The following is a 25,230-nucleotide window of genomic DNA, read 5'->3' as shown; positions in this document are numbered from 1 at the left end:
GTCTCAGCCCCAGCGCCTCAAAAAAGCGACTCGCGGTTGATGCCGCTTCGGGCCATGCGGCGCTTGAGCTTGACCAGCGCCTCCTGCTGGATCTGGCGGATGCGTTCACGCGTGAGCCCCAACCGCTCGGCCAACACCTCCAGCGTCTCGGGCTCGCGATCGCGCAGCCCATAGCGTCCCGCCAGCACCTCGCGCTCGCGATCGTTGAGTTCGTCCAGGCCGTGCTGAAGCAGCACGTCGACCTCGTGATTCAGAGTGTGGCTGGCCGGGTCGCTGGCACCATCGTCGGCCACGCTGTCAAGCATCGACTCGGAGCCATCTCGGTCCAACGGTGCATCCAGCGACGTCGGTGCTTCGGAGAACTTCAGCAACTCGCTGACTTCGTGAACCGGGCGGCCCAGTCGAGCTGCAATGTCTTCGACTCGCACCGGCTGGTCGCCATCCGCATGCGTCAACGCGGCTTCAAGTGCACGACGCGCCTTCAGCACGTGGTTGAGCTCGCGCACCACATGCACCGGCAATCGAACCAATCGAGCCTGATGCATGATCGCCCGCTCGATGCTCTGCCGTATCCACCACGACGAATAGGTGGAGAAACGGAAACCACGCTCTGGCTCGAATTTGCCGATGGCGTGCATAAGCCCGAGATTGCCCTCTTCGATCAGATCGGTCATCGGCAAGCCGCGCCCGAGGTAGTTCTTGGCAATGCTCACCACAAGACGAAGATTGCGCTCGATCATCTGCTGGCGGGCGGCGAAATCGCCAGCGCGGGCCCGGGTCGCCGTCTCGAACTCTTCTTGCGGCGTGAGCAAGGGCGCACGGCGAATCTCGCGCAGGTAGGTCTGCAAGGTGTTGCCGACCTCACCGTCACCCGCCGCGATCTCGATGGCCGCGGGCGCGTCTTCGATCAATGGGTCTGCCGCGTCGGGTGCGGAATCCGCTGTGCCTTGCAGTACCGACTGAAGGCTCGGCGGCGAGAACTGAGCAACCGTCGGCGACACCGGAATCTGGGCCGCAGAATCTGGCACAAGCCCGTTCTGTGTGCTGCGCTTCTTGCTCATGGTGCTGCGCGCGGAACGGGTTTGAAGCTAGGCCAATCGCGCTTCAGCGCGGCGGCAGCAACCTGGCAGGGTCGATGGGCTTGCCCTGCTTGCGGATCTCGAAGTGCAGTAGCACCCGCTCGGCATCGGTCGCGCCCATTTCGGCGATCTTCTGCCCGCGCTTCACCGACTGCTCTTCTTTCACCAGCAAGGTCTGGTTATGCGCGTACGCAGTGAGGTAGGTGTTGTTGTGCTTGATGATCACGAGGTTGCCGTAGCCTCTCAGCCCCGAGCCGGCATACACCACCCGCCCATCAGCGGCCGCAAGCACCGGGTCACCGGCCTTGCCGGCAATGGAGAGGCCCTTGGTGCGTGTCTCGTCGAAATTGCCAACCACCGGCCCAGAAGCCGGCCACAACCAGTTGACATCGTCATCACCTTCTCGGGCTGCCGCCGGAGGCGCTGTCGGCTGAGCGACCGGGGGTGGGGTCGGCGGCGCCGCCGGTGCAGCGGAGGCGGAAGCAGGCGGACCCTTCGGTGCATCGAGCGGACGCGTTTCGAGCTTGGCGGTCGTCACGCCGCGCGTTGCCACGGCATTGGGATCTGCACCGGGCGGAACCACCCGCAGCACCTGTCCGACCTCAATGACGTTCGGGTTGTCCAGGGTATTCCACTTGATGATGTCCTTCCAGTTCTGCCCGGTCTCCAGGCCGACACGAATCAAGGTGTCGCCCGGCTTGACGGTGTAGAAGCCAGGCTTGCCGGCATTCTCTGCACCGGGCAGTACCTTGCCGGGTTCTGCGGGAAGAGCGACCGTTGCAGGCGCCGAGGCCGGCAAGGCGCTGGGCGTCGCTGCGGAGCCACCCGCGCGGTTCAACACCGAGCGGTCTTCCACCGGAGCACGGTATGTCGAAGATGCACAGCCAGCCAACACCAGCACGACGAGCGCGCCGCCCACGTGCCGTGCCCAGCTCGAATTGCGGGCGTCTCGCGCGCCGCTTGCTATCCATCGCATCATGGCCAATGTCATCAATCCGTTCCTGATTTTAAGGGGACGAAGTTCACGGCCTCATGCACTGAGCGCTCGTAAGCTTCTTCTGTTCGGTCCACCACCACCAGCACCTGGCGACGGCCACTTGCGTCGTGCACTGGAGCGACTAGACGCCCGCCGACGGCAAGTTGTTCAAGCCAAGCATTTGGCAACGACTCGCCGCCCGCTGCGGCAATGATGCTGTCGTAGGGCGCGTTGGGAGGATGCCCCCGCATGCCGTCACCATACACCAGCCGAATGTTCATCAATCGCAAGGGCGCCAGCAGTTCTCGCGCCTTGTCGTGCAGCGGCTTGAGGCGCTCGACGCTCATCACCTGCCTCGACAGCTGCGACAACACTGCAGCCTGGTAACCRCAGCCGGTACCGATCTCCAGCGTGTGTCCTAGCCCGCGCCGAGCGCGTGCCGAGGCGCCGGCCATCAGCAGCTCGATCATGCGAGCGACCACTGAAGGCTTTGAAATGGTCTGACCAAGCCCGATCGGCAGACTGGTGTCTTCATAGGCCTGCGTTGCGAGTGCAGTGTCGACGAAGAGATGGCGCGGCACCTTCGCCAGCGCCGCCATCACCAACTCATCGCGCAAACCGATAGCCTGCAATTTGGTGATCATGCCCTGGCGCACATCTGCCGAATCGAGGCCCAGGCCGGATGGCCTGACCGTTCTTGCCGAGTCAGCTGCTGCCTGGTGCAGCGGTTGCTGCGGTCGCAACATCGGAGACTTCTTGGGTGCGCCGCTCAGGCCATCGAGCCGCAAAGGAAATTTCGGACGGGGCCGCTCCGGGGCACTCATTGGTCGGCCCATTGCCGCCAAGCCGGAAGGGCCGCATGGTCCGTCAGATCCACCTGCAGCGGCGTGATCGAGACACGGCCGTTTGCAGTGGCGTGGAAGTCGGTGCCGGCGGCAGCGTCACGGGCATCGCCGGCGGGGCCGATCCAGTAGATGGGTTCGCCGCGCGGGTTGGTCTGGCGGATCACCGGCTGGCTTGCATGGCGCCGACCGAGCCGCGTGAATTCGCGGGGCAGCGTGACCGCATCAGCGCGGTTCGGAATGTTCACGTTCAACAGCCACGGCCCGGCGGCTGGCGGCGTCGCCAGCACGTGCTCGACGATGGCGCGCGCGACCTGCGCCGCAGCGTCCACATGCGCCCAGCCCTTCTCGACCTGCGAGAACGCGATGGCGGGTATGCCGAACAAGAAGCCCTCCATCGCCGCCGCCACGGTGCCCGAATACAAGGTGTCGTCGCCCATGTTGGCGCCGTTGTTGATGCCCGAGAGCACGAGGTCCGGGCGGTGCGGCAGCAAGCCCGTCAGGGCGACGTGCACGCAGTCGGACGGCGTGCCGTTGAAGTAGCGAAAGCCGTTGGCGGCAGTGAAGGCTGACAGCGGGCGGTTCAGCGTGAGCGAATTCGACGTCCCGCTGGCGTTCTGTTCCGGTGCCACGACGTCGATCTCGCCGAGCCCTTCGCAAGCCTGCACCAGGGCCGCAAGGCCGGGCGCGAGGTAACCATCGTCGTTGGCAATGAGGATGCGCATGCGGCGATTGTAGGGACTCGTCACCTGCGTGACGCGTGCACAGAGGCCTCGCTGTTTATCATTCCCGCTGACAAAACCAGACGGAGACGATCATGAAGGCATGGCTTTGCGAGAACCCGATTGGCCCGGAAGCGCTCGAGTGGAAGGAGCTGCCGACGCCCGAACCCAAGGCCGGTGAAGTTCGCATCGCCATCCGGGCGGCGAGCCTGAATTTTCCTGACCTGCTGATCGTGCAGAACAAGTATCAGATGAAGCCGCCGCTGCCCTTCGTGCCGGGCTCCGAGTACGCCGGCGTGATCGAGGCGCTGGGTGAAGGCGTCACTGGCCTGATGGTCGGCGACGCAGTAGCCGCGTTCGGCGGCGGTGGCGGCTTCGGCACCCACACATGCGTCAAGGCGAACCTGCTGATGCCCTTGCCCAAGGGCTTTGCCTTCGACGACGCCGCCGCCTTCCTGTGCACCTATGGCACGACCCATCACGCGCTGATAGACCGCGGCGCGCTCAAGGCTGGTGAGACCGTGCTGGTGCTCGGCGCTGCCGGAGGCGTAGGCACCGCTGCCATCCAGATCGCCAAAGCGGCGGGCGCCAAGGTCATTGCTGCTGCGTCGACTGACGAGAAATGCGCGTTGTGCAAAGAACTCGGCGCCGATGCCACGATCAACTACAGCAAGGGCAACATCCGCGACGAGATCAAGGCGCTGACTGACGGCAAAGGCCCCGACGTCGTGTACGACCCGGTGGGCGGCGACCTGGCCGAGCCGGTGTTCCGCTCCATCGCATGGCGTGGCCGGTACCTGGTGATTGGCTTTGCACAAGGTGCCATCCCGTCGCTGCCACTGAACCTCACGCTGCTGAAAGGCGCCTCGATCGTCGGCGTGTTCTGGGGCGAGTACGCGCGCCGCGAACCAAAGAACCATGCCGCTTCGCTGGCCGCCCTGGCTGACTGGTACGCCCAGGGCAAGATCAAGCCGGTGATCGATGCTCGCCTGCCGATGACATCGCTGCCCGAAGCCTTTGCCCGAATGGGCAGCCGCCAAGTGCGTGGGAAGCTCGTGCTCGTCAACGACTGACCTTCCGGCGCACCGCTCTCACACAAGTCCGGCTGGAGGCCCTCTCAAGGCTACCGGCAACCGACTGCGCCACGACGACCCACGGCTGGCACGGCGTCTGCAAGCGGCTGGCAGCAACCTCGGACCCTGGTATTCGTGGGATACAAGCCCGCACGTCCAGTGCGCTACGATGCAAGCCCCTCCTGAGAGCGTCCGTACGGCATGGCTATCAAGGTTTTGATCGTTGAGGACAACCCGGTCGCCCGCAGCTTTCTTTGCCGCGTGGTGCGCGAGAGCTTCAGCGACACCATCATCATCACCGAGGCCGGTGACCTTGAAAGCGCGCGTCGCCACGTGGGCCTGCTTGACCCCCAGCGCAGCGAACCACCGGCCGACCCGTTCAAGCTGGTACTGGTCGACCTGGAGCTTCCCGACGGCAACGGCATGGAACTGCTCGCCGAGTTGGCGCGCTATCCCGCCACCAAGATAGTCACTACGCTCTATTCCGACGACGACCACCTCTTCCCCGCCCTGCAATGCGGGGCCGATGGCTACCTGCTGAAAGAAGACCGCTTCGAGGTGTTGGTCGAGGAGCTGCAGAAGATCGTGCGCGGYCAGCCACCTCTGTCGCCGGCCATCGCCCGGCGGCTGCTGAGCCACTTCCGGCAGGGTCCGGGTGGCATGGGCGGCTTGGCCGAGCCGGGCCTGGCAGGCACCTCGGGTTTCCAGAGCAGCCGCCCCATGCCGCTGGGCCGCGGTGCGCCGCTGGATCATGAACGGCTGACGCCGCGCGAGAGCGAAGTGCTGACCTATCTCAGCAAGGGCTTCACCATCAAGGAAATCGCAAACCTGATGGGCATCAAGTGGTTCACCGTCAACGACCACATCAAGTCGATCTACAAAAAACTCAACGTGTCGAGCCGCGCCGAGGCCGCTGTGCTGGCCAGCAAGCAGGGTCTGGTCTAACGCCGACCCGGCACCGCCGCGTACGCCACCATGGACATGCGTTTGCGTGGTGCGGCTCCAGCGAATCCCCATGAGCCCGCCGGCTTCAGCGCAGGCGCTGACACAAGCGCGCTCGACTCCGGCCTGATCGACGGCAGCTTCGATGGCAGCGAGCCCTTGTCTCGCTGGATGGGCTGGCGCTTGCGGTTGCTCGTCGTGGCCGCCCTGCTCGGCTGCGTGGCGGTGCTGCTGCTGGCGCGCTGGTTGGCCGAGGCACCTCATCTCGACGCCAGCTGGAAGGTCGGAGCGCAAGGCCAACTCGAACTCGCGTCCTCTACCGCCCCTTCGCTGAAGGCGCAGGTGGGTCACACCCTGGTCGGCGTAATTGGTGGTGACAGCAACGTTGCCGTGGTGGACGCACTGACGCTGCGGCGCTCTTCTCGCTGGCTGCCGAGCGACATCGAGCGCGAACGCCATCGCACGATGCACGAGCAGCTGTCGGGTGCGCTCTCGCACAGCAAGGCGAAGCTCGTTTTCGCCGAAGGAGAGATGGTCGAGCAGCAGCTCGCACCGCGCGGGCTCGGTTCGCTCGGGGCGATGTTCTGGCTGCTGTCGGGCTTGGCCCTCGTGCTGTACCTTGTGGCCATGGTGGTGCTGCTCGCGCGGCCGACCGCACGCAATCTGCTCTATGTGCTCTCGGCGCTTTGCCAGTCGGGCAACCTGGCTTTCATTGCCATCGAGTCCACGATGGAACTGGCCCTGCCCTTGCCGCTGCCGGGCTGGAACATGCCGGTGCGCATGAGCTTCGACCTGCTCACGGCCGCGGCTGTGGTGCATGCCTCTGCGCTGCACCCGCGGCGCATTCCCGGCGCCGCCAGCATGGCCTGGCTAGGGTGGGCTGCCGTCGCCGGGTTGATCGTGCTGCTGAGCAATGGCCAGCTGCCTGGCGCCTGGTGGTGGTTGCAATTCAGTGTCGCGGCCATGTGCCTGCTGACCATTGGCTTGCTCACCTGGTCGCACCGCATCGAGCCGCACCCATTTGCCATCGTGATGCGACGATTTGCTGTGCTGGCTGTCAGCACCTGGCTGCTGCTCACCGTTGCACTGACTGCGACCAACGGCGTGCCGATGGTGCAGCAACAAATCGCCGCCGTCGGGCCGACGATCTGGTACGTCTTTCTTGCGTCGTTGTTGCTGTTGCTGCCTTTCCTGACCAAGTCGCAGCAGGTGATGCGCGAGTTCTCGCTGCTGGCCGCCGTCAGCACCATCGCAACCATTCTTGACCTGCTGTTTGTCGCCGCCTTCTCTCTCGGACAGTTCGCCTCTCTCACCTTGGCGCTGTTCCTCTCACTGGGTTTGTACTCCGGCGTACGCCAGTGGCTGCTGAACCGTCTGCGCAATGAGAACGTGCTCACCACCGAGCGCATGTTCGAGAAGCTCTACCGCATTGCACGTGAAGTCGAGGTTCATCCCGAACGCACTCCGGCCCTGCTGACGCAACTCGTGCGCGACTTGTTCGAGCCCCTCGAGGCCGTGGTCATCGACAGGCGAAGCACCCACACGCATGTCACAGGCGGTGGCTCTGCCTTGTCGATTCCAGTGCCGGAGTTGACTGGCAGTGACAGCACGGACGCGAGCTCCATCGTCATCCGCTTTGCGCACCATGGACGGCGCTTGTTCACGTCAGAAGACGCACGCCTCGCGGACCGCGTGGTGGAACAGCTGCTTCGTGCTGTGGCCTTTGATAAGGCTGTCGAGCAAGGCCGAAGCGAAGAGCGCTTGCGCCTCGCGCAGGACTTGCACGACGACATCGGCGCGCGCCTGCTGACCTTGATGTACAAGGCCCAGTCGCCCGAGATGGAGAACTATGTTCGCCACACGCTTCAAGACTTGAAGACCTTGACGCGCGGCCTGGCGGCGCCCAACCACCCGCTCTCGCATGCCTCGGCAGAGTGGAAGGCCGACCTCACCCAACGCCTCACCGCCGCACACATTTCTCTAGGCTGGAGCTTCAGCGCCGACATCGACATCTCGCTCACCGTCGTCCAGTGGTCGGCATTGACCCGTGTGATGCGGGAACTCGTGAACAACGTCATCCAGCATTCGCAGGCGCGCCGCGTCGACATCGAGTTCGTGCTTGAAAGCGACCGGGTGGACCTGAGCGTCACCGACAACGGCGTCGGCCGCAACCCACAAGCCTGGGCGCACGGCCTCGGCCTGGGCGGCGTGCGCAAGCGCGTCAAGCAGTTGAGCGGTGAAGTCGAGTGGCGCGAAGTCGTCAGCGGAGGCATCTGCTGCCGCGTCTGCATCCGCCAGTTGTCCGAGAAAGGCTGACGCCCCAAGACAAAAGGCCTCCGATCACTCGGAGGCCTTGGCTGACTTTTGGGGTGGCTGATGGGGCTCGAACCCACGACAACAGGAATCACAATCCTGGACTCTACCAACTGAGCTACAGCCACCACTGAGCCGAGGAGTATAGCGGATGAAGCCGCCATGCTCCCGCTCGGCAATCACTTGTTCACGGCAATCTCGGTCGCAGCGGGCGCGGTCACCTCGACCTTGAATCTCGACTTCAACGCAGCATAGTAGGCCTGCGCCTCGGCCGCCGCCCAGCTTTGCGCGTACTGAGCCGACGCCTGCGTCGCGTCCGCTGCAATCGGGTCGCGCCCCAGAATCTTGAGGACACGGGCCACGGCGTAGCCATCGTTGCCCAGGTCAACGCCAGTGACGGCAGGTAAGGGATTGGCGGGTGCCTTGAGCACGGCGTCGACCACTGGCCGCGGCAGGTCTTTGGCCTGCGCGCGCGAAACGGTCATGGGTGGGCTGCCGAGGTCGGTGGTCGGCGTCTGGCGCAATGCGGCCAACCGAGCTTCGCCTTCCTTGCGCGCCAATGCCGCCGCCTGAATGGCGACGACCTTCTCGCGCACCTTGGCGCTGACTTCTGCCAGCGGCGGCGTGGCAGCTGGGCTGTACTGAGTGATGCGCGCCGACACCAGCGTGCTGGCCGATGTCTCGACGGCTTCGGTGTTGCGCTTGTTGCGCAGCGCGTCAGCACTAAACAAGGCCTCCAGCAACTTGGGCGACGCCAGCGGACCCGCCGCATCGGCAGCCGGAGTGCGGGTCACGCCCTTGGCCGTGCGCACCTCCAGCTTGAGCCGGTCGGCTGCCGGCTTCAGGCTGTCGGCTTGCTCATAAACGAGGTTGGTGAAATCAGTTGCGTCTTTGGAGAACTCAGCCTGCGCGAGTTGCTTCTTGCGCTCTTGTTCGATCTCGGCACGCACGCTCTCGAAACTGCGCTTGTCGCCACCACGAGCAGCCTTCAGTTGCAGGATGTAGAAACCCTCCTTGGTTTCCGTCACCGGGCTCAGGTCACCCGGCTTCTTCAGAGCGAACAGCGCGTCTTCGTACGCCTTGTCGGTGTCACCGCGGCCGATGAACAGATCGGTGTCGCCGCCCTTCTCGGCTGAGCCGGGGTCTTGCGAATTCTTGCGTGCAATATCGGCAAACGCCGCCGGGTTCTTGGCGAGTTCGGCTTGAAGAGCCTCGGCCTTTGCCTTGGCCTTCGCGCGCTCGTCAGCAGTGTCCTTCTCGGCCTTGATGAGGATGTGGCTTGCACGCCGCTCTTCGGGCACGGTGAAGCTCTTCTCGTTCTCGGTGTAGTACTTCTTCAATTCCTCTTCGGGCACCTTGATGCCCTTTTTGATGGCTTCGAGGTCGAGCACCACGTACTCGATGTCGGCCTTTTCTTTGGTCTGGAATTCGGCGGCGTGAGCTGGGTCCTTGTAATAGGCCTCGATCTCGGCCTGACTCGGGTTTACCTTGCTCAGATAGTCCTTGGTGTCGAAGCGCTGCACCTGCACCTCACGCTGCTGGAACATCGCATCGATGGCACCCGACGCGGCGGTCGCCGGCGCGAACACGGTACCGGCGATGCCGGCCTGCACTTGGCGCATAGCCAGCTCTTCGCGCTTCAAGCGGTCGAAACCCTGCTTGCTGAGGCCCTGCGCAGCCAGAGCGCCCTCGAGTGCCGCGACATTCAGGCCACCGTCAGGTTTGCGGAACTGGTCGAACTGGCGATTGGTCATGTACTCGCGCAAGAGACGCTCGTCGGTCGTCTCGTAGCCGGCCTTGTCTGCCGCCACGAGCAAGACCTTTTCTCGCACGAGCGAGTCGAGGGTGTTGCGCTTCATCTGCGGCGTGTCGAACATCTTCACATCGACGTTGGGCATCTGGTTGCGCAGCATGTCGATCTGCCTGCGGTGAGCTGCGTCGAGCTCGCTCTGCGTGATCTTCTGGCCAGCCACGGTGGCGACGGTTGCGTTCGCTCCATCAGAGAGACGGCTGTAGCCCTGAATCCCGAAGACCACGAACGAAGGAACAATCAGGATCAGCAGAATGAACTGCAAGATGCGCGTGTGGGTGCGGACAAATTCAAACATCGATGACCTCGATCAGTGGGTCTCAAAGCATGGAAGCAAGGCTGCCTCCAGATGCGACAAAGGCGAACCAAGGTTCGCCTTCGAGGGGTGGACGGTGAAGATTTTAGCTGATGGAAGCGAGCCTGCTGGGGGCTTGCGTGGTGTCTCGTTGGTGGGTGCTGAGGGGCTCGAACCCCCGACCTACGCCTTGTAAGGGCGCCGCTCTACCAACTGAGCTAAGCACCCGAGAGCATCAATCAGTTAACTGCATCCTTGAGGGCCTTGCCCGGACGGAACTTGGGGACCTTGGCGGCCTTGATCTTGATGGTGGCACCGGTTCGCGGATTGCGGCCGGCACGTGCCGCACGCTTGCTGACGCTGAAGGTACCGAAGCCCACCAGCGATACGCTGTTGTTCTTCTTGAGTGTTGATTTCACACCGCCGATCAGGGCTTCCAATGCGCGCGTGGCAGCCGCTTTGGAAATGTCAGCCTGCTTGGCGATGTGTTCAATCAATTCGGATTTGTTCACGAAGGTACCCCCTCAAAAAAGGTGTCTCTGAAGAATCTGGGATGGTGATCTGGGCCGCGCCGTTGTTCACGAACAGGTGGCATCACGGCTCGAATCATTACAGCCGCACGCACACCCAGTGTCAAGCGCGGAAGCGGATTCTATGCGTAATCAACTGCATCATCGCCGGGCTACGCCACGTGCTTCCACGCTTGACAAGCCTCGGTGCCACGCCTACCTGAGTATCACGTGACCGATGGTTCGGGCTTTCCCTCGCGGCGCACTACCAGCGACACACCCACGGCAGTCAACGCCATCCCCGCCAACATCGGCGCGGTCAACGACTCGTTGAAAAGCAACCATGCCATCAACGCAGTGCTTGGTGGCACGAGGTAAAGCAGGCTCGTGACCTGCGTTGCTGCACCGCGCTGAATCAACAGGTAGAGCAGCGAACTGCCCCCGAGCGTGAGACCCACGACCGACCACACCAGGGCACCAATGAAGTGCGGGTGCAGCACGATGTGCTCACGCTCCAGCAAGGCCACGGGAAGGCTGACGGCGAATGCTGCGAGCAGTTGCACTGTGTTCGCAGTGCGCACATCGCAAGGCGCAACGAAGCGCTTTTGATACAGCGTGCCGATGGTGATCGACAGCAGCGCAAGCGCCGCGAGTGACAGATTCCAGGCGGACAACTCGCCCGCGCCGAGCTTGGGCCACACCACGAGCACGAGCCCGGCAAGGCCGAGCAACAGACCCAGCCACTGCCTGCGCGATGCGCGTGATGCATCTGTTTTCGCGCTGGCACTCAACCACAAGGCCGTGAGCACCGGCTGCAGGCCGACGAGCAAGGCGACGGTGCCGGCGCCCATGCCAGTCTTTACTGCGGCCCACACGCCTCCGAGGTACCCCGCATGCATGAGCACACCGCTGACGCACAAATGCATCCACTGCGTTCGACCTTGCGGCCACTCGGCCCGTGCGATGGTGATCCAGATGCCGAAGCACAGCACCGACAGCGCATAACGCAACGACAGAAAGGTGAACGGTGGCGCGTGCGGCATGCCGTAGCGCGCGACGATGAACCCTTTGCTCCAGATGAACACGAACACCGCCGGCATGGCGCGCAGCAGCGCAGTGCGCTGAGCCGCAGTCATGGCAAATTCATCGGGCCTTGGCTCGGATCTCGGGCAGTGCCTTCTGCAGGTAATACACCATCGACCAGATGGTCAGCACGGCAGCGCAGTAGATGAGCACCGTGCCCCACACGTGGGTGTCGATCAGCCCGAAGAGCGAACCGTGGAACAGCAGAAACGGAATGGCCACCATCTGCACCACCGTCTTAACCTTGCCCAGCATGTGAACGGCCACGCTGCGCGACGCGCCGATCTGTGCCATCCATTCACGCAAGGCCGAGATCGCGATCTCGCGCCCGATGATCACGAGCGCCACCAAGGCATCCACACGGTTCAGATGAACGAGAACGAGCAAGGCGGCGCAGACGAGGAACTTGTCGGCCACAGGGTCGAGGAAGGCGCCGAACGACGATGTCTGATTCAGCTTGCGCGCCAGGTAACCATCGGCCCAATCGGTCAGGGCCACCACGATGAACAGCACCGTGGCCACGAGGTTCTTGTTCGCCTCGCTGATCTCGAGGGAGAAGATGCCAACGATCAGCGGGATCGCGACGATGCGTGCCCAAGTGAGCAGGGTTGGCAGATTGAAAAACATGCGGGCATTGTGCCGAAGTTCTCGGCACCCGCGCGGATGAGGTCGCGCAGTGCCCGGTTACTGTGCGTCGAGCGTGCGTGGCTTGAAGCGCTTGTCGTCGTTGAACAGGAAAGCTTCGGCAAACTTCCAGGGCTTGGGCAGCTTGGAGACATCGCCGAACGGCGCGGCGCGCCGGATGGCGTCGATCGCCATTTGCGTGGTCTCGGGTGCCTGGCTCGGGCGCCGCATGATGTCGATGTTCTTGATGCTGCCATCGACGTTGAGTTCGACCTCAATCACCGGGATGGCCAGCAGCATCTGCTGAGGCTTGCCGGTGTATGAGCCATTCGGGTTTGCCGCCACCATGCGCTTGGCCGCTTGCAGCTTGAACTCGTTCCAGTTCTTCGAGGGCAGAGGCGGCGACAGCTTCACGGAGCCGCCCGCGCTCGGCACTGCAGCAATAGGTGCTACTGCCGCCGGTGGTGGGGGTGGCGCCTCTACGGGCGGCTTGCTGCCGCAACCGGCCAGCCCAAGTGCCAATGCCACGCCGCCGACGGCGGCCCAGCGAGCATGGACGCCACGCTTCATCGAGTTCAAGTCAATGCAGTGCACGATAGATTTCCTCTGCCAGTTCCTTGGATATCCCATCCACGCTGGCGAGATCTTCGACACTCGCGTGGCCCACGCCGCGAGCCCCCCCGAAGCGCTGCAAAAGTTTCGCACGTTTCTTCGGGCCGATGCCCGGTATGTCCTCGAGCAGGCTGCCTCCGGTGCGCACACTCGCACGCTTGGCGCGCATTCCGGTGATGGCAAAGCGGTGTGCCTCGTCACGGATCTGGGCCACCAGCATCAACGCGGCCGAGTCGTGGCCGAGATAGACCTTCTCACGACCATCGGCAAAGACCAGCTCTTCGAGGCCCACCTTGCGGCCCTCGCCTTTCTCGACACCGGCGATCAGCCCGAGGTCCAGGCCCAGCTCTTCGAACACCTCGCGCGCCATGCTGACCTGGCCTTTGCCGCCATCCACCAGCACGAGGTCGGGCAGGCGCGCTTCGCCGGTTTGAGCAGCCGCAGCGAGCTTGCTGTAGCGGCGCGTCAGCACCTGGCGCATGGCGGCGTAGTCGTCGCCGCCAGTGATGCCTTCGATGTTGTAGCGGCGGTACTGCGAACTTTGCATCTTGTGGCCTTCGAACACCACGCACGATGCCTGAGTCGACTCGCCCGCGGTGTGGCTGATGTCGAAACACTCGATGCGAAAGGTGTCGAGATTTTCGACTGCCATGTCCAGCGCATCCACCAAAGCGCGCGTGCGCGCCTGCTGTGAACCTTCTTCTGACAGCAATCGCGTGAGCTTGATGTCGGCCCCTTGGATGCACATGTCCAGCCAGGCCCGGCGCGGCTCGCGCGGCTGGTGTTGCGCCGTCACCTTGATGCCGCTGTGCACCGAGAGCGCTTCGATCAGCGACTTGCTCACCGCGTGGCTCAGCACCAGCAGCGGCGGCACGGGGCTTTCCAGATAGTGCTGCGCGATGAAGGCCTCGAGCACCTGCACCTCGGGCGAGTCGCGCTCTTCGCCTTCAGCGTCGTTGACCGCTGTGGCGTCGTCCACATGCGCGGGGAAGTACGGGCGGTCGCCCAGGTGCCGGCCGCCGCGCACCATCGCCAGGTTCACGCAGGCCCGGCCGCCTTGCACCTTCACCGCCAAGATGTCGGCGTCCTTGGTCGTGACACCGGTGTTGTCTTCCACCGACTGCTGATGCAGCACCTTCGACAGTGCGCCGAGCTGGTTGCGGATCTCGGCCGCCTGCTCGAACTGCAACGCTTCGGCGTGCGCCATCATTTGCGACTGCAGCGTGTCCATCACCTCCTGCTGCTCGCCGAGCAGGAAGCGCTCGGCATTGGCAACGTCTCGTGCGTAGTCTTCGGGGCCGATGTACTGCACGCACGGGCCCGAGCAGCGCTTGATCTGGTACAGCAGGCACGGCCGCGTGCGGTTGTTGAAGACCGTGTCTTCGCAGGTGCGCAGCTTGAACACCTTCTGCAGCATCTGGATCGACTCCTTCACCGCCCAGGCCGTGGGGTACGGCCCGAAGTACCGGTGCTTGCGATCCACCGACCCACGGTAGTACGCCATGCGCGGGAAGGTGTGCGACACGATCTTCAGATACGGGTAGCTCTTGTCGTCGCGAAACAGGATGTTGTATCGCGGGTTGAGCGTCTTGATGAGGTTGTTTTCGAGCAGCAGCGCTTCAGCTTCCGAGCGCACGACGGTCGTCTCCAGCCGCACGATCTTCGTGATCATGTGGCCGATGCGCGTGCCGCCGTGGTTCTTCTGGAAGTAGCTCGAGACGCGCTTTTTCAAGTCGCGCGCCTTGCCCACGTAGAGCACCGCGCCTTGAGCGTCGAAATAGCGGTACACGCCCGGCAAGGCCGGCAGCGCGGCCACGTCGTTCAACAGCTGCTCGCGCGCAGCGTCCGGCGCCTCGTCATCGGGCTCTTGGTCAGGGAGTGTTTCGCTCATCGGACGCGAATTGTGCCGCCTCGATAATCCACGCATGCAGTGGGACTTGTTCTGTCGCGTGATCGACAACTTCGGCGACATCGGCGTGTGCTGGCGCCTCGCCGCCGACCTCGCCTCGCGCGGCGAACGGGTGCGGCTGTGGGTTGACGACCCGTCGGCATTGGCTTGGATGGCGCCAGCCGGCCGACCGGGTGTTGCGGTGCACGATTGGTCCGATTCGATGTCGAGGGTCGAACCGGGTGATGTGGTGATCGAAGCCTTCGGCTGCGAGCTGCCGGCCGCTTTCGTGCAGCGCATGGCCGGTGCGGCAAGGGCACCGCTGTGGATCAACCTCGAGTACCTCAGCGCCGAGGCATACGTGGAGCGCAGCCACCGCCTGCCCTCGCCGCAGCTCAGCGGGCCGGGCCGAGGGTTGACCAAATGGTTCTTCTATCCCGGCTTCACGCCGGCCACAGGAGGCCTGATCCGCGAGCCCGGGCTGGAGCGAGCACAGCAGTCGTTCGACCGCGACGCCTGGCTGGCGCAGCACGCCATCCAGCGCCAGCCGGGCGAGCGTCTGGTCAGCCTGTTCAGCTACGACAACCCCGCTCAGGCCGCGCTGCTGCAAGCCTTGGCCGATACGCCGACCGTGGTGCTGCTGACACCCGGCGTGGCCGAGCCGTCCCGGCTCCCGCTGGGCGTGCGCACGCAGCGCTTGCCCCATGTCAGCCAGCACCACTACGACCGCCTGCTCTGGAGCTGCGACCTCAACTTCGTTCGAGGTGAAGACTCCTTCGTGCGCGCGCAGTGGGCCGGCAAGCCCTTCGTCTGGCAGATCTACCCGCAACATGACGACGCCCACGCCGGCAAGCTGACGGCCTTTCTCGATCGATTTCCGCCGGTCGAGGGTTTGCGCGAGCTCTGGGCCAGCTGGAACGGTCTGGCTGCCTTTCCTGACCGATTGCCCCTGCTCGGGCCTTGGGAAAGCCAGTGCCTGGCTTGGCGCGAAGAGTTGATGCGTCAACCCGACCTGGTCACGCAGCTGCTGGGTTTCGCAGCCGAATCACGCTAAAATTGCGGGCTTTGCGCGTTCTGGTGCATCTCAAATGCATTTCCGGCACGCGCTCCACGCGTCACCAACTTGCCCGCCAGCGCGTATTGCACAAGCACATCGCACCTGCGGGCACCGCACACGGAAATCGCTATGAAGATCGCTCAAGAAATTCGCGCCGGCAATGTGATCATGCACGGCAAGGACCCGATGGTTGTCCTGCGCACCGAATACAGCCGCGGCGGCCGCAACTCGGCCACCGTGCGCATGAAGCTGAAGAGCCTGGTCGGCAATTCGGGCACAGAAGTCGTCTTCAAGGCCGACGACAAGATGGACCAGATCATTCTCGACAAGAAGGAGTGCACCTACTCCTACTTCGCCGACCCGATGTACGCCTTCATGGACGCCGAGTACAACCAGTTCGAGGTGGAAGCCGAGAACATGGGCGACGCCATCCAGTACCTCGAAGACGCGATGCCCGTCGAAGTGGTGTTCTACGACGGCAAGGCCATCTCGGTCGAACTGCCGACGAGCCTGGTGCGCGAAGTCACCTACACAGAGCCGGCCGTCAAGGGCGACACCTCGGGCAAGGTGCTCAAGCCGGCCAAGCTGGCCACGGGCTTCGAAGTGGCCGTGCCGCTGTTCGTCGAAACCGGCGACAAGATCGAAATCGACACCCGCACGCACGAGTACCGCAAGCGCGTGTAAGGCTTTCGGCGCGACGGAAGGCGGGCCCGCGTTGCGGGCCCTTCTCTTTTGCGGTCATCATCGCGGCATGAGTTTCGACTTCGCCAGCATCACCGCCCCCTTCCGCATGCAGCCGGGCTTGCGCCGCATCGCAGCGGGCGCGCCGCAGCTGACACCCAATCAGCCGGGTGATCGGGCACTGCGCGAGAAGCTGGCGGTGCTCAGCGCGTATGCACCTCAGGCGCTGCTTGCGAGCCCTGGATTCGATGCACGCCCGGCATTGCAGGCAGTCAGCGCCCAGGCCGCAAACGAGCATCCCCACGCATGGTCGTCCGAAGGACCGACGGATGTCCACGCCCATCAACTCGGCTGGTCCTTGCAAGGCACGGAAAGCGAACCGCTGCCTCACGGTGACGCCTTGCCCGAAGTCGGCACCACGCTGCGCGCCCTGCCGCCCGAGTGGCGCTTGCCCGCGCTGCTGAGCCTCGCCTTCGTCGAAGACTTCGCCATCATCGACGGCACCACAGCGCACATCCCGTGGATGGCCGTGTGCCTGCCCTCGGGCTGGGCGCCCGAAGAGAAGATCGGCCGCCATTTCGCGCAGGTGCACGCGCCGGTGGCCGACAACCAGTTGCTGATCACCGCGGCCGATCATCTCGCCCGGCTGGTCACCGGCCACGATCGCTGGGAGCGCTTCGTGTGGACCATCACGCGCCACCCTCGCCTGCATGCCCATCCCGAACGGCAAGACCCTGCCCCATGGCCGGCAGACATCAGCGCGGAGCAGCTGGCGCAGCAAGCCTTCTTCCGCACCGAGCACCAGACCTTCATCCCCCTGCCGAAGCTCAAGCAGGCGGTCTTCACCATCCGTGTGGATCTGCAACCGCTCACCCAAGCGCTGCCCGATGCCGCACACGCGAAGCAAGTGCATGACGCCCTCGCCAGCATGAGCCCCGCGGTGCTGGCCTACCGCGGCCTCACTGACGCGCGTGATCGACTGCTGGTTTGGCTGGCCACGCAAGCCGAGGCATGAAGACCCAACCTGTCGTCGCCGCCTCGCTGAGCTTCAACGACGATGGCCTGCCCTACTCGGCCACCTACCAGGACATCTATCACCCGCTGGCCGGTGCGTTCACGCAGGCCCACCACGTCTTCCTCGTCGGCAACGGATTGCCGGAGCGCTGGCGGCACCGCGACCGCTTCGTCGTGCTCGAAACCGGCTTCGGCCTGGGCAACAACTTCCTCGCCACCTGGCAGGCCTGGCGAGCCGATCCATCTCGCAGCAAGCGCCTCGTCTTCATCTCCATCGAGCAGCACCCGCTCACAGTCGACGACCTGCGCCGAGCCCACGCGCAATCCCCGGCCCCTGACCTGGCCAAGCAGCTTCTCGACGCCTGGCCCCCTCTCACGCACAACCTGCACTCGTTGAACTTCGAGGGCGGCCAGGTTCAACTGCTGCTCGCACTGGGGGACGTGAACACCTGGCTGCCCGAGCTGGTGGCACGTGTAGACGCCTTTTACCTCGATGGATTCGCGCCCGCACGCAACCCGCTGATGTGGCAGCCGCGGCTGTTCAAAGCCTTCGCGCGCCTCGCCGCACCCGAGGCCACCCTGGCCACCTGGACCGCCGCCACTGCCGTGCGCGACGGCTTGCGCGCCGCGGGCTTCGACGTGCGCAAGGCGCCCGGTCGCGGCGGCAAGCGCGACATCACGCTGGCTCGTTATGCACCGGCGTTCGCGCCGCGTGCTGCACCGTCGCGCGTTGCCGCTCCACCAAAGCGCCAGCGCGCGTTGATCGTCGGTGCCGGTCTGGCGGGGTGCGCCACCGCATGGGCCCTGGCCGAGCAAGGCTGGAGCAGCACGGTGCTCGACCGGCACGCCTCGCCCGCGCAGGAAACCTCGGGCAACCTCGCGGGCCTGTTCCACGGCATCGTCAATGCGCAAGACGGCACGCACGCACGCTTCAACCGCGCGGCCGCGCTGCATGCGGAAGCCACGGTCCTCGAAGCCGTGAACAAGCGCGGCGTGGCGGGCGCTGTCCAGGGCTTGCTGCGGCTCGACGACGCCGAGGTGTCCGTCATGAAGGCCGTGCTCGAACAACTGGGCCTGCCGGATGACTATGTGCGCGCTATTTCGCCGACAGAAGCCAGCGCCCTGAGCGGCATCCCACTTCAGCAATCAGCCTGGTTCTATCCAGGCGGCGGGTGGGTGCAGCCACAGAGCTTGGCAAGCGCCTGGATGGAACAAGCGGCACCGCTCGCGACTTTTCGCGGCGGAGTTCAAGCGGCGCAACTCCGAAGCGTCGGCGATGTGTGGCAGTTGCTCGACGCACAGGGCGAGGTCATCGACGAAGCCGAGACCGTGGTGCTCGCCAACGCCGGTGATGCGCTGCGCCTGCTCGACCAGCCGCACTGGTCGATGGAAGCCGTTCGTGGCCAGGTCAGCATGTTCGAGCGCCGGCACGCTCCAGCGCTGGCGTTGCCAAGCGTGCCGGTTGCCGGTGCTGGCTACCTGCTGCCCGAGCTGAATGGCCTGGCGCTCTTCGGCGCGACATCACAACCTGGCGACATGGAGCCAGCAGTCCGCAGTGAAGACCACGCCCACAACCTGGCTCAGCTGGCCCGCCTGGTGGGCCACGCGATCGACGTCCCACCATCGTCGATGCAAGGCCGCACCGGCTGGCGCTGGGTCGCACAAGACAGGTTGCCGCTGATCGGTGGCGTGCCCGACACAAGCAGCGAGAAGATTGGCCGCCCGCTCGATCAACCACGCTTCGTGCCCCGCATGCCCGGGCTTTATGTGTTCACTGCCCTGGGCTCGCGCGGCATCACCTGGTCTGCGCTCGGTGCACGCACGCTGGCGTCTCTGATCACGGGTGCCCCATCACCACTGGAATCGAGCCTGCTCGACGCCGTCGACCCAGCACGCTTCATCAGCCGCGCAGTTCGGCGCGATGCGTCAAAGGGGTGACGCCCCAAGCCATTCGCGGATCAGCGCATACACGCGAGGGTGGTTGAGCAGGGCCATGTGCCCGAGGCCGGCCAGTTCGACGCGCTGCACATCGCCTGTGAGGCTGGCGTCGGACGCACTGCGGGTGGTCACCAGACCATCGCCGAGAACCGAGCCGACCATCGGCCCCATCATCGCGTCCGATTCGTCGGCCAAGCTGCCGGCTACCAGGCGCAGCGCCAGGCCGTCGGGCCGGCGCTTCTTGCCGCGCAGGCCCTGGCGCAAGTCCTTGATGCCCTGGCTGCGCGCGTTGGCAATCGTGCCCAACGGTTGCGTCACGTTGGACAGGCTCAGCGCCGAAGCCACGAAGTGGCCAAGTTTCTCGAGCGGTGCACCCTGATGCGGCGAGCCGAGGCAGATCAGGGTATGGACCCGCTGGCGCCAACCCGCGTCATGCTCGGCAGGCCGCTCGCAGGCACGGCGCGCGACCAGGCCGCCCATGCTGTGGCCCATCAGCACGATCTCGCGCACCTGCGGCGCAAGCGTCGTCAGTCGGGCCAAGTGCTCAGCCAGTTGGCGCGCGTTGTCGTCGATCGCCACGCCGGTGTTGTAGCGAAGGTAGAGCGAGCTGAAGCCAAGCTCGGCGCCCAACAGCACACCGTAGCTGCTGCCAATGCCGTCCCACTGCGAGCCGCGCCACGCATCCGGGAACAGCCACCAGCTCTGCTCGTCGCAAGCCAGGCCGTGCACGAAAACGCAGACACGCTCGCGCAGGCCTGCCAATGCCTCACGCGTGAGCGCCACCGTCTTGCCATCGGCATGCAAGCCCATCTGCACAGCCAAGGGGCTGCCGGCCTGCGCCAGCGCATCACCGGCCGCCGCGTTCAGCGCACTGCGGAATGCAAGCTCGCGGCCTTCGAGTTCGCGCGTCGGGTCGACCAACAGGCGCTCGGCATCACCCGCCAGCGCGAGCAAGGCGTTGGCGCCATGGCGCACTGCCGCGTACACCCCGGTTGTGATGGCGTCATGCGCGCCTTGCACCAGCCGGGTGGGTACCGACAAGCCGGGCAGCATGAGCAAGGCGTCGAAGGTCTTGCCGGATATGGCGTTGTGCATTTCCTGCACACGCGCCGTGGTGGCCTGGATGCCTGCGTTGAGGACTGGCGCGTAGGTGGCAGGCGCCAGAGGCGCTGTCGGCGATGCAGGTGGGCCGGGTTTGCGGCGACTGGCCATGGTGGCAAGCGCCGCGCCGGCTGCGGATCAGCTCTCGCTCGGCGGATTGGCCGATGCGTCTTCGGCCGGCTGCGGCTCGTCGTCTCCAGCTGCGGGTTCACCGCTGACCTTGCGATCCGCCTTTTCCTTCAGCTTCTCTTCTTTCTTCTTCTTCTTGGCCAGCTCGCGCTGGCGCTTTTCAAACGAGTAATTTGGTTTGGCCATAAGCCGTCCTTCCTGTGGGTTGCTGGAACGCGATGCAACAGGCCCGAGGGTACGCGCTTTTCAGCCCCCGCTGGCCGCTGCGGTTCAGAAAGTGAGCGTCTTGACGCCCAGCGACGTACCAAGCAGACACACGCTCGCCTTGTTGCGAGCAAAGATGCCGACCGTCACGACACCCGGCCACTGGTTGATCTCGCGCTCCATGGCGGCGGGGTCGGTGATCGACAAGCCGCGCACGTCGAGAATGTGGCAGCCGTTGTCGGTCACGACGCCCGCACGCAGTTGTGCGTCGCCACCAAGACCGCGCAGGCGCCGCGCCACTTGCGCAGCCGCCATCGGAATCACCTCCACTGGCAGCGGGAATGTGCCCAGCGTCTCCACGAGCTTGGATTCATCGGCGATGCAAATGAAACGCTCGGCGGTATCGGCCACGATCTTCTCGCGCGTCAACGCGGCCCCACCACCCTTGATCATGTTGCCGCCGTGATCGATCTCGTCGGCGCCGTCGATGTAGACCGGGATGCTGGCCACGGTGTTGCTATCGAGCACTGCGATGCCATGCGCACGCAGGAGTTCGGTGCTCTTCTCGCTGCTCGACACCGCGCCGGCAATCGTTCCCTTGATGCCCGCAAGCGCATCGATGAAGCAGTTGACGGTGGAGCCGGTGCCGACCCCCACCACGCTGCCGGGCACCACGTAGGCCAGGGCCGCCTGGCCCACCAAAGCTTTGAGTTCGTCTTGCGTCATGAGTGGCCCGCCTGCTGAAATGCGTTTGAGAGAATGCGCGGATTATCCAAGAGTGTTCCCGATGCCCCTCGTCCCCTACGCCCTGACCCGCCCTTTCCTCTTCGGGCTCGACCCGGAACAAGCGCATGAACTCACCCTCGGCGCGCTCGCACGCATCCAGCACACGCCGCTGGTCTGCGCGGTGTCGCAAACGCGTATCGATGATCTCGTCACGCTGGCAGGCCTGAAGTTTCCAAATCGCGTCGGTTTGGCTGCGGGCCTGGACAAGAACGGCCGCTGCATCGACGGCTTCGGCGCCATGGGTTTCGGCTTCGTCGAAGTGGGCACGGTCACCCCGAAGGCCCAGCCCGGCAACCCCAAGCCGCGCATGTTCCGCCTGCCCGAGGCCCACGCGCTGATCAACCGCCTTGGGTTCAACAACGAGGGGCTCGACACCTTCATCGCGAACGTCAAGCGCAGCAACTTTCGCAAGCGCGGCGGCATCCTCGGCCTGAACATCGGCAAGAACGCCGCGACGCCGATCGAGCGTGCTGTTGACGACTACCTGACCTGCCTCGACGGCGTGTACCCGCATGCCGACTACGTGACGGTCAACATCTCGTCGCCCAACACCAAGAACTTGCGCGAGCTGCAAAGCGACCAGGCGCTCGATGCCCTGCTCTCCGCCGTGCAAGAGCGCAAGCTGCAGCTCGAGCAACGGCACGGCCGCCGAGTACCGGTGTTCGTGAAGATCGCGCCTGACCTCGATGACGCGCAGGTGCAGGTGATCGCTGCCACCCTCCGCAAGAACGGCATCGACGGCGTGATCGGCACCAACACCACCATCGCGCGCGACGCCGTGAAGCACCTGCCGCATGGCGAGGAAATGGGGGGCCTCTCGGGTTCGCCGGTCCTCGCTGCCAGCAACCGCGTCATCGGCCAGTTGCGCGCGGCATTGGGTGCGGGCTTTCCGATCATCGGCGTGGGAGGTGTGATGAGCGCTGCGGATGCACAGGCCAAGGTCGCCGCTGGTGCGGACGTTGTGCAGGTCTACACCGGCTTCATCTACAAGGGCCCGGACCTCGTGACCGAGATCGCCCGGGGACTCGCGAAGCGCTGAAATCTAGTCGCCGATCGTCGTGTCCATCGCGACCACCGGCGTGCGAGGCCCGCTGCGTACATTCAGCCAGACCGACAAGGCGCCGCTCACGGCAATCACCGCCATGCCGACCAGCGCGAGGTGGTCCGGCAGATGCGAGAACGCGATCGCGCCCAGCAAAGCCGCATAGGCGATCTGCACATAGGTGAAGGGCATCAGCACCGCCATCGGCGCGACACCCACCGCGTGGATGAAGGCCAGGTGCCCGAAGGTGCCGAACAGGCCGGCCAGCAGCATCAGGCCCCATTGCCAGGCTGGCGCATCGGCCATCACCTGCAGCAAAGGCTCCGGCGAGAGTGGCAGCGCCAGACTCAGCAGCACGGCACCGACCAACCCCGTACAGAAATGCGTCGTCAACGGCGCTTCGAGCGAGGCCATGCGCCGCGTGAGGATCTGGAACAGCGCGCCTGCAATCGCCACCAGCATCGGGTACACCGCGGCCGCGCCGAAGATGCCAGCGCCCGGCCGCACCACCAGCAACCCGCCGCCGAAGGCCAGCAGCACCAGCCCCCAGCGCAGCGGCGAAACGCGTTCGTGCAAGAGCAGTGGCGACAGCAGGGTCACCACGACGGGCGCCAGCATCACGATGGCGGTGAACTCCGCCACCGGCATCGAACGCAAGCCCAAGAAGGCCAGCACACTGGTGGACAGCAGCAGCGCGCCACGCAACACCTGGAAGCTGGGATGCGCGACGCGAAAGCCGGCTCGTCCGCTCCGCAGCGCCAGCCACACGCCCATCACCAGCGCCTGCACGGTGTAGCGCGTCCACACCACCAGCAGCAGGGGCAGAAAGGCACCGAGATACTTCACGGTGCCGTCGAGCAGCGAGAAGCCCGCGCCAGCCAGCAACACCAGCGCGATGCCGAGGCCGGCACGCTCAGTCGACGATGCTGAGTTCCCCGGGGTGCGGCGCAACGTGTTGAACGCCGCGCCTCAGTGCAGCGGCACGCCTGTCTTGGACTGCAACTCTTCGCGCGTGACGCCGGGTGCGATCTCGACGACCTTCAGCCCTTGTGGCGTGACGTCCATCACCGCGAGGTCGGTAATGATGCGGTTGACCACGCCCACGCCAGTGAGCGGCAGCGTGCACGAAGGCAGCAGCTTCAAATCGATGCCGCCGTCTTTCTTCTTGGCCACGTGCTCCATCAGCACCAGCACGCGGCCGACGCCGGCCACCAAATCCATGGCGCCGCCCATGCCCTTGATCATCTTGCCGGGGATCATCCAGTTCGCGAGATCACCCTTCTCGCTGACTTGCATGGCGCCGAGGATGGCGAGGTTGATCTTGCCGCCGCGAATCATCGCGAAGCTGTCGTGCGAGCCGAAGATCGACGAGCCGGGGATCGTTGTCACCGTCTGCTTGCCGGCATTGATGATGTCGGCGTCGACCTGGTCTTCGGTCGGGAACGGGCCGATGCCCAGCATGCCGTTCTCGCTGTGCAGCCAGACTTCGATGTTGCTCGGCACGTGGTTGGCCACCAGCGTCGGCAGGCCGATGCCAAGGTTCACGTAGAAGCCGTCTTTCAGTTCGGCAGCGGCCTTGGCGGCCATTTGGTCATGTGTCCACGGCATGGTGGGACTCCTTCGGAGAGATGGATAAGCGGGTGCCTCGCGACACCCTTCAAAATTGGGTCCGGCTACGCGCCAGCCTTTTCGGTCAGGGTGCGCTTCTCGATGCGCTTCTCGGGCGTGGCGTTCAGCACGATGCGGTGCACGTAGATGCCGGACAGATGGATCTCGTCCGGATCCAGGCTGCCCGTCTCGACGATCTGCTCGACCTCGGCCACCGTGATGCGGCCGGCCATTGCCGCTGCGGGGTTGAAGTTGCGCGCCGTGCGGCGAAAGATGAGGTTGCCGCTCTTGTCGGCCTTGTGCGCCTTGATCAGGCTCACGTCGGGCACGAGCGAGCGTTCCATCACGTACAGCTGGCCGTCGAATTCGCGCGTCTCCTTGCCTTCGGCCACCAGCGTGCCGACACCGGTCTTGGTGAAGAAGGCGGGGATGCCGGCGCCGCCAGCGCGCAGCTTTTCGGCCAGCGTGCCTTGCGGCGTGAACTCGAGCTCGAGTTCACCGGCCAGGTACTGGCGCTCGAACTCCTTGTTCTCGCCCACGTAGCTGGAGATCATCTTCTTGATCTGCCGCGTCTCCAGCAACTGGCCCAGGCCGAAGCCGTCGACACCAGCGTTGTTGGAGATGACGCTGAGGTTCTTCACGCCGCTGTCGCGCAGCGCGGCGATCAGCGCCTCGGGAATGCCGCAGAGGCCGAAGCCGCCGACCGCCAGCAACTGGCCGTCATTGACGATGCCCTTCAGCGCCTCGGCGGCACTGGCGTACACCTTGTTCATTGCAATCTCCTGCAGGGTGGAATTCCAGCGCCGGAGCGTACTACGTAACGCATTACGTAGTCGTTACGTAGAATTGACTAGACACATACCCGCGCAGCTTCCTGCGCTCTCTTTACGCCCTCATCCGTG

At 64.7% G+C, this 25,230-nt stretch carries 24 protein-coding genes and 2 tRNA genes; 8 read left to right on the top strand and 18 right to left on the bottom strand.

Annotated elements, in window-relative coordinates; genetic code table 11:
* Positions 1–17: 17 nt before the first annotated feature.
* From rpoS to surE, 4 genes are all read right to left on the bottom strand, one after another.
* Positions 18–1,028, bottom strand: a complete 1,011-nt coding sequence (gene rpoS, locus AC1DYS_RS12365; RefSeq protein WP_477899367.1) for an RNA polymerase sigma factor RpoS — start codon at positions 1,026–1,028, stop codon at positions 18–20.
* 76 nt (positions 1,029–1,104) lie between these two features.
* Positions 1,105–2,064 (bottom strand): peptidoglycan DD-metalloendopeptidase family protein, encoded by a 960-nt coding sequence (locus AC1DYS_RS12360; RefSeq protein WP_477899640.1) that lies wholly within the window; start codon positions 2,062–2,064, stop codon positions 1,105–1,107.
* A gap of 5 nt (positions 2,065–2,069) precedes the next feature.
* Positions 2,070–2,879: a protein-L-isoaspartate(D-aspartate) O-methyltransferase gene (locus AC1DYS_RS12355; RefSeq protein WP_477899365.1), complete on the bottom strand. Its 810-nt coding sequence runs from the start codon at positions 2,877–2,879 to the stop codon at positions 2,070–2,072.
* Entirely contained in the window at positions 2,876–3,622 is a 747-nt protein-coding gene (gene surE / locus AC1DYS_RS12350; RefSeq protein ID WP_477899363.1) for a 5'/3'-nucleotidase SurE, read from the bottom strand. Before surE ends, AC1DYS_RS12355 begins: the two co-directional genes overlap by 4 nt.
* A gap of 92 nt (positions 3,623–3,714) precedes the next feature.
* Here surE and AC1DYS_RS12345 point away from each other — a divergent pair, with 92 nt between their 5' ends.
* The 3 genes from AC1DYS_RS12345 to AC1DYS_RS12335 all read left to right on the top strand — a co-directional run bounded on the left by AC1DYS_RS12345 (position 3,715) and on the right by AC1DYS_RS12335 (position 7,950).
* On the top strand, positions 3,715–4,692 hold the full coding sequence (locus tag AC1DYS_RS12345; RefSeq protein ID WP_477899361.1) for an NADPH:quinone oxidoreductase family protein: 978 nt from the start codon (positions 3,715–3,717) through the stop codon (positions 4,690–4,692).
* Positions 4,693–4,893: 201 nt separating this feature from the next.
* Entirely contained in the window at positions 4,894–5,637 is a 744-nt protein-coding gene (locus AC1DYS_RS12340) for a LuxR C-terminal-related transcriptional regulator (protein WP_047485755.1), read from the top strand.
* Positions 5,638–5,667: 30 nt separating this feature from the next.
* Positions 5,668–7,950, top strand: coding sequence for a sensor histidine kinase (locus AC1DYS_RS12335; protein ID WP_477899359.1), 2,283 nt, complete (start codon positions 5,668–5,670; stop codon positions 7,948–7,950).
* 49 nt (positions 7,951–7,999) lie between these two features.
* Here the strand turns inward: AC1DYS_RS12335 and AC1DYS_RS12330 are convergent.
* The 8 genes from AC1DYS_RS12330 to uvrC form a co-directional block, all read right to left on the bottom strand.
* A tRNA-His gene (locus tag AC1DYS_RS12330) sits at positions 8,000–8,075 on the bottom strand.
* 51 nt (positions 8,076–8,126) lie between these two features.
* The gene (locus AC1DYS_RS12325; RefSeq protein ID WP_477899357.1) at positions 8,127–10,055 is read right to left on the bottom strand and encodes a SurA N-terminal domain-containing protein; all 1,929 of its coding nucleotides are present in this window, start codon (positions 10,053–10,055) and stop codon (positions 8,127–8,129) included.
* 149 nt (positions 10,056–10,204) lie between these two features.
* Positions 10,205–10,280: transfer RNA gene (locus AC1DYS_RS12320), tRNA-Val, on the bottom strand.
* Positions 10,281–10,291: 11 nt separating this feature from the next.
* Positions 10,292–10,564, bottom strand: coding sequence for an HU family DNA-binding protein (locus AC1DYS_RS12315; RefSeq protein ID WP_047485758.1), 273 nt, complete (start codon positions 10,562–10,564; stop codon positions 10,292–10,294).
* A 224-nt stretch (positions 10,565–10,788) separates the two neighbouring features.
* Positions 10,789–11,697 carry a DMT family transporter gene (locus AC1DYS_RS12310; protein WP_477899355.1) on the bottom strand — a complete coding sequence of 303 codons (909 nt, stop codon included), beginning with the start codon at positions 11,695–11,697 and terminating at the stop codon, positions 10,789–10,791.
* Positions 11,698–11,704: 7 nt separating this feature from the next.
* Positions 11,705–12,271: a CDP-diacylglycerol--glycerol-3-phosphate 3-phosphatidyltransferase gene (pgsA, locus tag AC1DYS_RS12305; RefSeq protein WP_477899353.1), complete on the bottom strand. Its 567-nt coding sequence runs from the start codon at positions 12,269–12,271 to the stop codon at positions 11,705–11,707.
* A gap of 57 nt (positions 12,272–12,328) precedes the next feature.
* Entirely contained in the window at positions 12,329–12,862 is a 534-nt protein-coding gene (locus AC1DYS_RS12300; protein ID WP_477899351.1) for a hypothetical protein, read from the bottom strand.
* The gene (uvrC, locus tag AC1DYS_RS12295) at positions 12,849–14,771 is read right to left on the bottom strand and encodes an excinuclease ABC subunit UvrC (protein WP_477899349.1); all 1,923 of its coding nucleotides are present in this window, start codon (positions 14,769–14,771) and stop codon (positions 12,849–12,851) included. Before uvrC ends, AC1DYS_RS12300 begins: the two co-directional genes overlap by 14 nt.
* A 34-nt stretch (positions 14,772–14,805) precedes the next feature.
* On the opposite strand from uvrC, the gene earP reads away from it, so the two are divergent.
* The 4 genes from earP to mnmC all read left to right on the top strand — a co-directional run bounded on the left by earP (position 14,806) and on the right by mnmC (position 19,458).
* Positions 14,806–15,822: an elongation factor P maturation arginine rhamnosyltransferase EarP gene (gene earP / locus AC1DYS_RS12290; protein WP_477899347.1), complete on the top strand. Its 1,017-nt coding sequence runs from the start codon at positions 14,806–14,808 to the stop codon at positions 15,820–15,822.
* Positions 15,823–15,954: 132 nt separating this feature from the next.
* Positions 15,955–16,509: an elongation factor P gene (gene efp, locus AC1DYS_RS12285; RefSeq protein WP_047485769.1), complete on the top strand. Its 555-nt coding sequence runs from the start codon at positions 15,955–15,957 to the stop codon at positions 16,507–16,509.
* A gap of 67 nt (positions 16,510–16,576) precedes the next feature.
* Entirely contained in the window at positions 16,577–17,521 is a 945-nt protein-coding gene (locus AC1DYS_RS12280) for a heme-dependent oxidative N-demethylase subunit alpha family protein (protein WP_477899345.1), read from the top strand.
* Positions 17,518–19,458, top strand: a complete 1,941-nt coding sequence (gene mnmC / locus AC1DYS_RS12275) for a bifunctional tRNA (5-methylaminomethyl-2-thiouridine)(34)-methyltransferase MnmC2/FAD-dependent 5-carboxymethylaminomethyl-2-thiouridine(34) oxidoreductase MnmC1 (RefSeq protein ID WP_477899343.1) — start codon at positions 17,518–17,520, stop codon at positions 19,456–19,458. The genes AC1DYS_RS12280 and mnmC overlap by 4 nt, the downstream gene beginning before the upstream one ends.
* Here the strand turns inward: mnmC and AC1DYS_RS12270 are convergent.
* The 3 genes from AC1DYS_RS12270 to rpiA all read right to left on the bottom strand — a co-directional run bounded on the left by AC1DYS_RS12270 (position 19,447) and on the right by rpiA (position 21,618).
* The gene (locus AC1DYS_RS12270; protein ID WP_477899341.1) at positions 19,447–20,670 is read right to left on the bottom strand and encodes a PGAP1-like alpha/beta domain-containing protein; all 1,224 of its coding nucleotides are present in this window, start codon (positions 20,668–20,670) and stop codon (positions 19,447–19,449) included. The genes mnmC and AC1DYS_RS12270 overlap by 12 nt on opposite strands.
* A gap of 27 nt (positions 20,671–20,697) precedes the next feature.
* Positions 20,698–20,874 carry a hypothetical protein gene (locus tag AC1DYS_RS12265; RefSeq protein WP_197067990.1) on the bottom strand — a complete coding sequence of 59 codons (177 nt, stop codon included), beginning with the start codon at positions 20,872–20,874 and terminating at the stop codon, positions 20,698–20,700.
* 84 nt (positions 20,875–20,958) lie between these two features.
* Positions 20,959–21,618 carry a ribose-5-phosphate isomerase RpiA gene (gene rpiA, locus AC1DYS_RS12260; protein WP_477899339.1) on the bottom strand — a complete coding sequence of 220 codons (660 nt, stop codon included), beginning with the start codon at positions 21,616–21,618 and terminating at the stop codon, positions 20,959–20,961.
* A gap of 61 nt (positions 21,619–21,679) precedes the next feature.
* On the opposite strand from rpiA, the gene AC1DYS_RS12255 reads away from it, so the two are divergent.
* Positions 21,680–22,717 carry a quinone-dependent dihydroorotate dehydrogenase gene (locus tag AC1DYS_RS12255; RefSeq protein ID WP_477899337.1) on the top strand — a complete coding sequence of 346 codons (1,038 nt, stop codon included), beginning with the start codon at positions 21,680–21,682 and terminating at the stop codon, positions 22,715–22,717.
* Between the two features lie 3 nt (positions 22,718–22,720).
* Here AC1DYS_RS12255 and AC1DYS_RS12250 read toward each other — a convergent pair whose 3' ends face one another.
* From AC1DYS_RS12250 to AC1DYS_RS12240, 3 genes are all read right to left on the bottom strand, one after another.
* Positions 22,721–23,671 (bottom strand): DMT family transporter, encoded by a 951-nt coding sequence (locus AC1DYS_RS12250; RefSeq protein WP_477899335.1) that lies wholly within the window; start codon positions 23,669–23,671, stop codon positions 22,721–22,723.
* 18 nt (positions 23,672–23,689) lie between these two features.
* Positions 23,690–24,328, bottom strand: a complete 639-nt coding sequence (locus AC1DYS_RS12245) for a 3-oxoacid CoA-transferase subunit B (protein WP_477899333.1) — start codon at positions 24,326–24,328, stop codon at positions 23,690–23,692.
* 65 nt (positions 24,329–24,393) lie between these two features.
* Positions 24,394–25,101, bottom strand: coding sequence for a CoA transferase subunit A (locus AC1DYS_RS12240; RefSeq protein WP_477899331.1), 708 nt, complete (start codon positions 25,099–25,101; stop codon positions 24,394–24,396).
* Between the last annotated feature and the right edge of the window lie 129 nt (positions 25,102–25,230).

The organism is Rhizobacter sp. P2_G4 (genome assembly GCF_056403575.1).
This window is presented reverse-complemented; position numbering and strand designations above follow the sequence as displayed.

Excerpts from the sequence above, each read along its gene's own strand:
- AC1DYS_RS12240 (WP_477899331.1), bottom strand. The coding sequence starts at position 25,101 with ATGAACAAGGTGTACGCCAGTGCCGCCGAGGCGCTGAAGGGCATCGTC.
- mnmC (WP_477899343.1), top strand. The coding sequence starts at position 17,518 with ATGAAGACCCAACCTGTCGTCGCCGCCTCGCTGAGCTTCAACGACGAT.
- AC1DYS_RS12335 (WP_477899359.1), top strand. The coding sequence starts at position 5,668 with ATGGACATGCGTTTGCGTGGTGCGGCTCCAGCGAATCCCCATGAGCCC.
- AC1DYS_RS12245 (WP_477899333.1), bottom strand. The coding sequence starts at position 24,328 with ATGCCGTGGACACATGACCAAATGGCCGCCAAGGCCGCTGCCGAACTG.
- pgsA (WP_477899353.1), bottom strand. The coding sequence starts at position 12,271 with ATGTTTTTCAATCTGCCAACCCTGCTCACTTGGGCACGCATCGTCGCG.
- earP (WP_477899347.1), top strand. The coding sequence starts at position 14,806 with ATGCAGTGGGACTTGTTCTGTCGCGTGATCGACAACTTCGGCGACATC.
- uvrC (WP_477899349.1), bottom strand. The coding sequence starts at position 14,771 with ATGAGCGAAACACTCCCTGACCAAGAGCCCGATGACGAGGCGCCGGAC.
- AC1DYS_RS12280 (WP_477899345.1), top strand. The coding sequence starts at position 16,577 with ATGAGTTTCGACTTCGCCAGCATCACCGCCCCCTTCCGCATGCAGCCG.
- efp (WP_047485769.1), top strand. The coding sequence starts at position 15,955 with ATGAAGATCGCTCAAGAAATTCGCGCCGGCAATGTGATCATGCACGGC.
- AC1DYS_RS12255 (WP_477899337.1), top strand. The coding sequence starts at position 21,680 with ATGCCCCTCGTCCCCTACGCCCTGACCCGCCCTTTCCTCTTCGGGCTC.
- rpiA (WP_477899339.1), bottom strand. The coding sequence starts at position 21,618 with ATGACGCAAGACGAACTCAAAGCTTTGGTGGGCCAGGCGGCCCTGGCC.
- AC1DYS_RS12325 (WP_477899357.1), bottom strand. The coding sequence starts at position 10,055 with ATGTTTGAATTTGTCCGCACCCACACGCGCATCTTGCAGTTCATTCTG.
- AC1DYS_RS12310 (WP_477899355.1), bottom strand. The coding sequence starts at position 11,697 with ATGACTGCGGCTCAGCGCACTGCGCTGCTGCGCGCCATGCCGGCGGTG.
- AC1DYS_RS12270 (WP_477899341.1), bottom strand. The coding sequence starts at position 20,670 with ATGGCCAGTCGCCGCAAACCCGGCCCACCTGCATCGCCGACAGCGCCT.
- AC1DYS_RS12345 (WP_477899361.1), top strand. The coding sequence starts at position 3,715 with ATGAAGGCATGGCTTTGCGAGAACCCGATTGGCCCGGAAGCGCTCGAG.
- surE (WP_477899363.1), bottom strand. The coding sequence starts at position 3,622 with ATGCGCATCCTCATTGCCAACGACGATGGTTACCTCGCGCCCGGCCTT.
- AC1DYS_RS12265 (WP_197067990.1), bottom strand. The coding sequence starts at position 20,874 with ATGGCCAAACCAAATTACTCGTTTGAAAAGCGCCAGCGCGAGCTGGCC.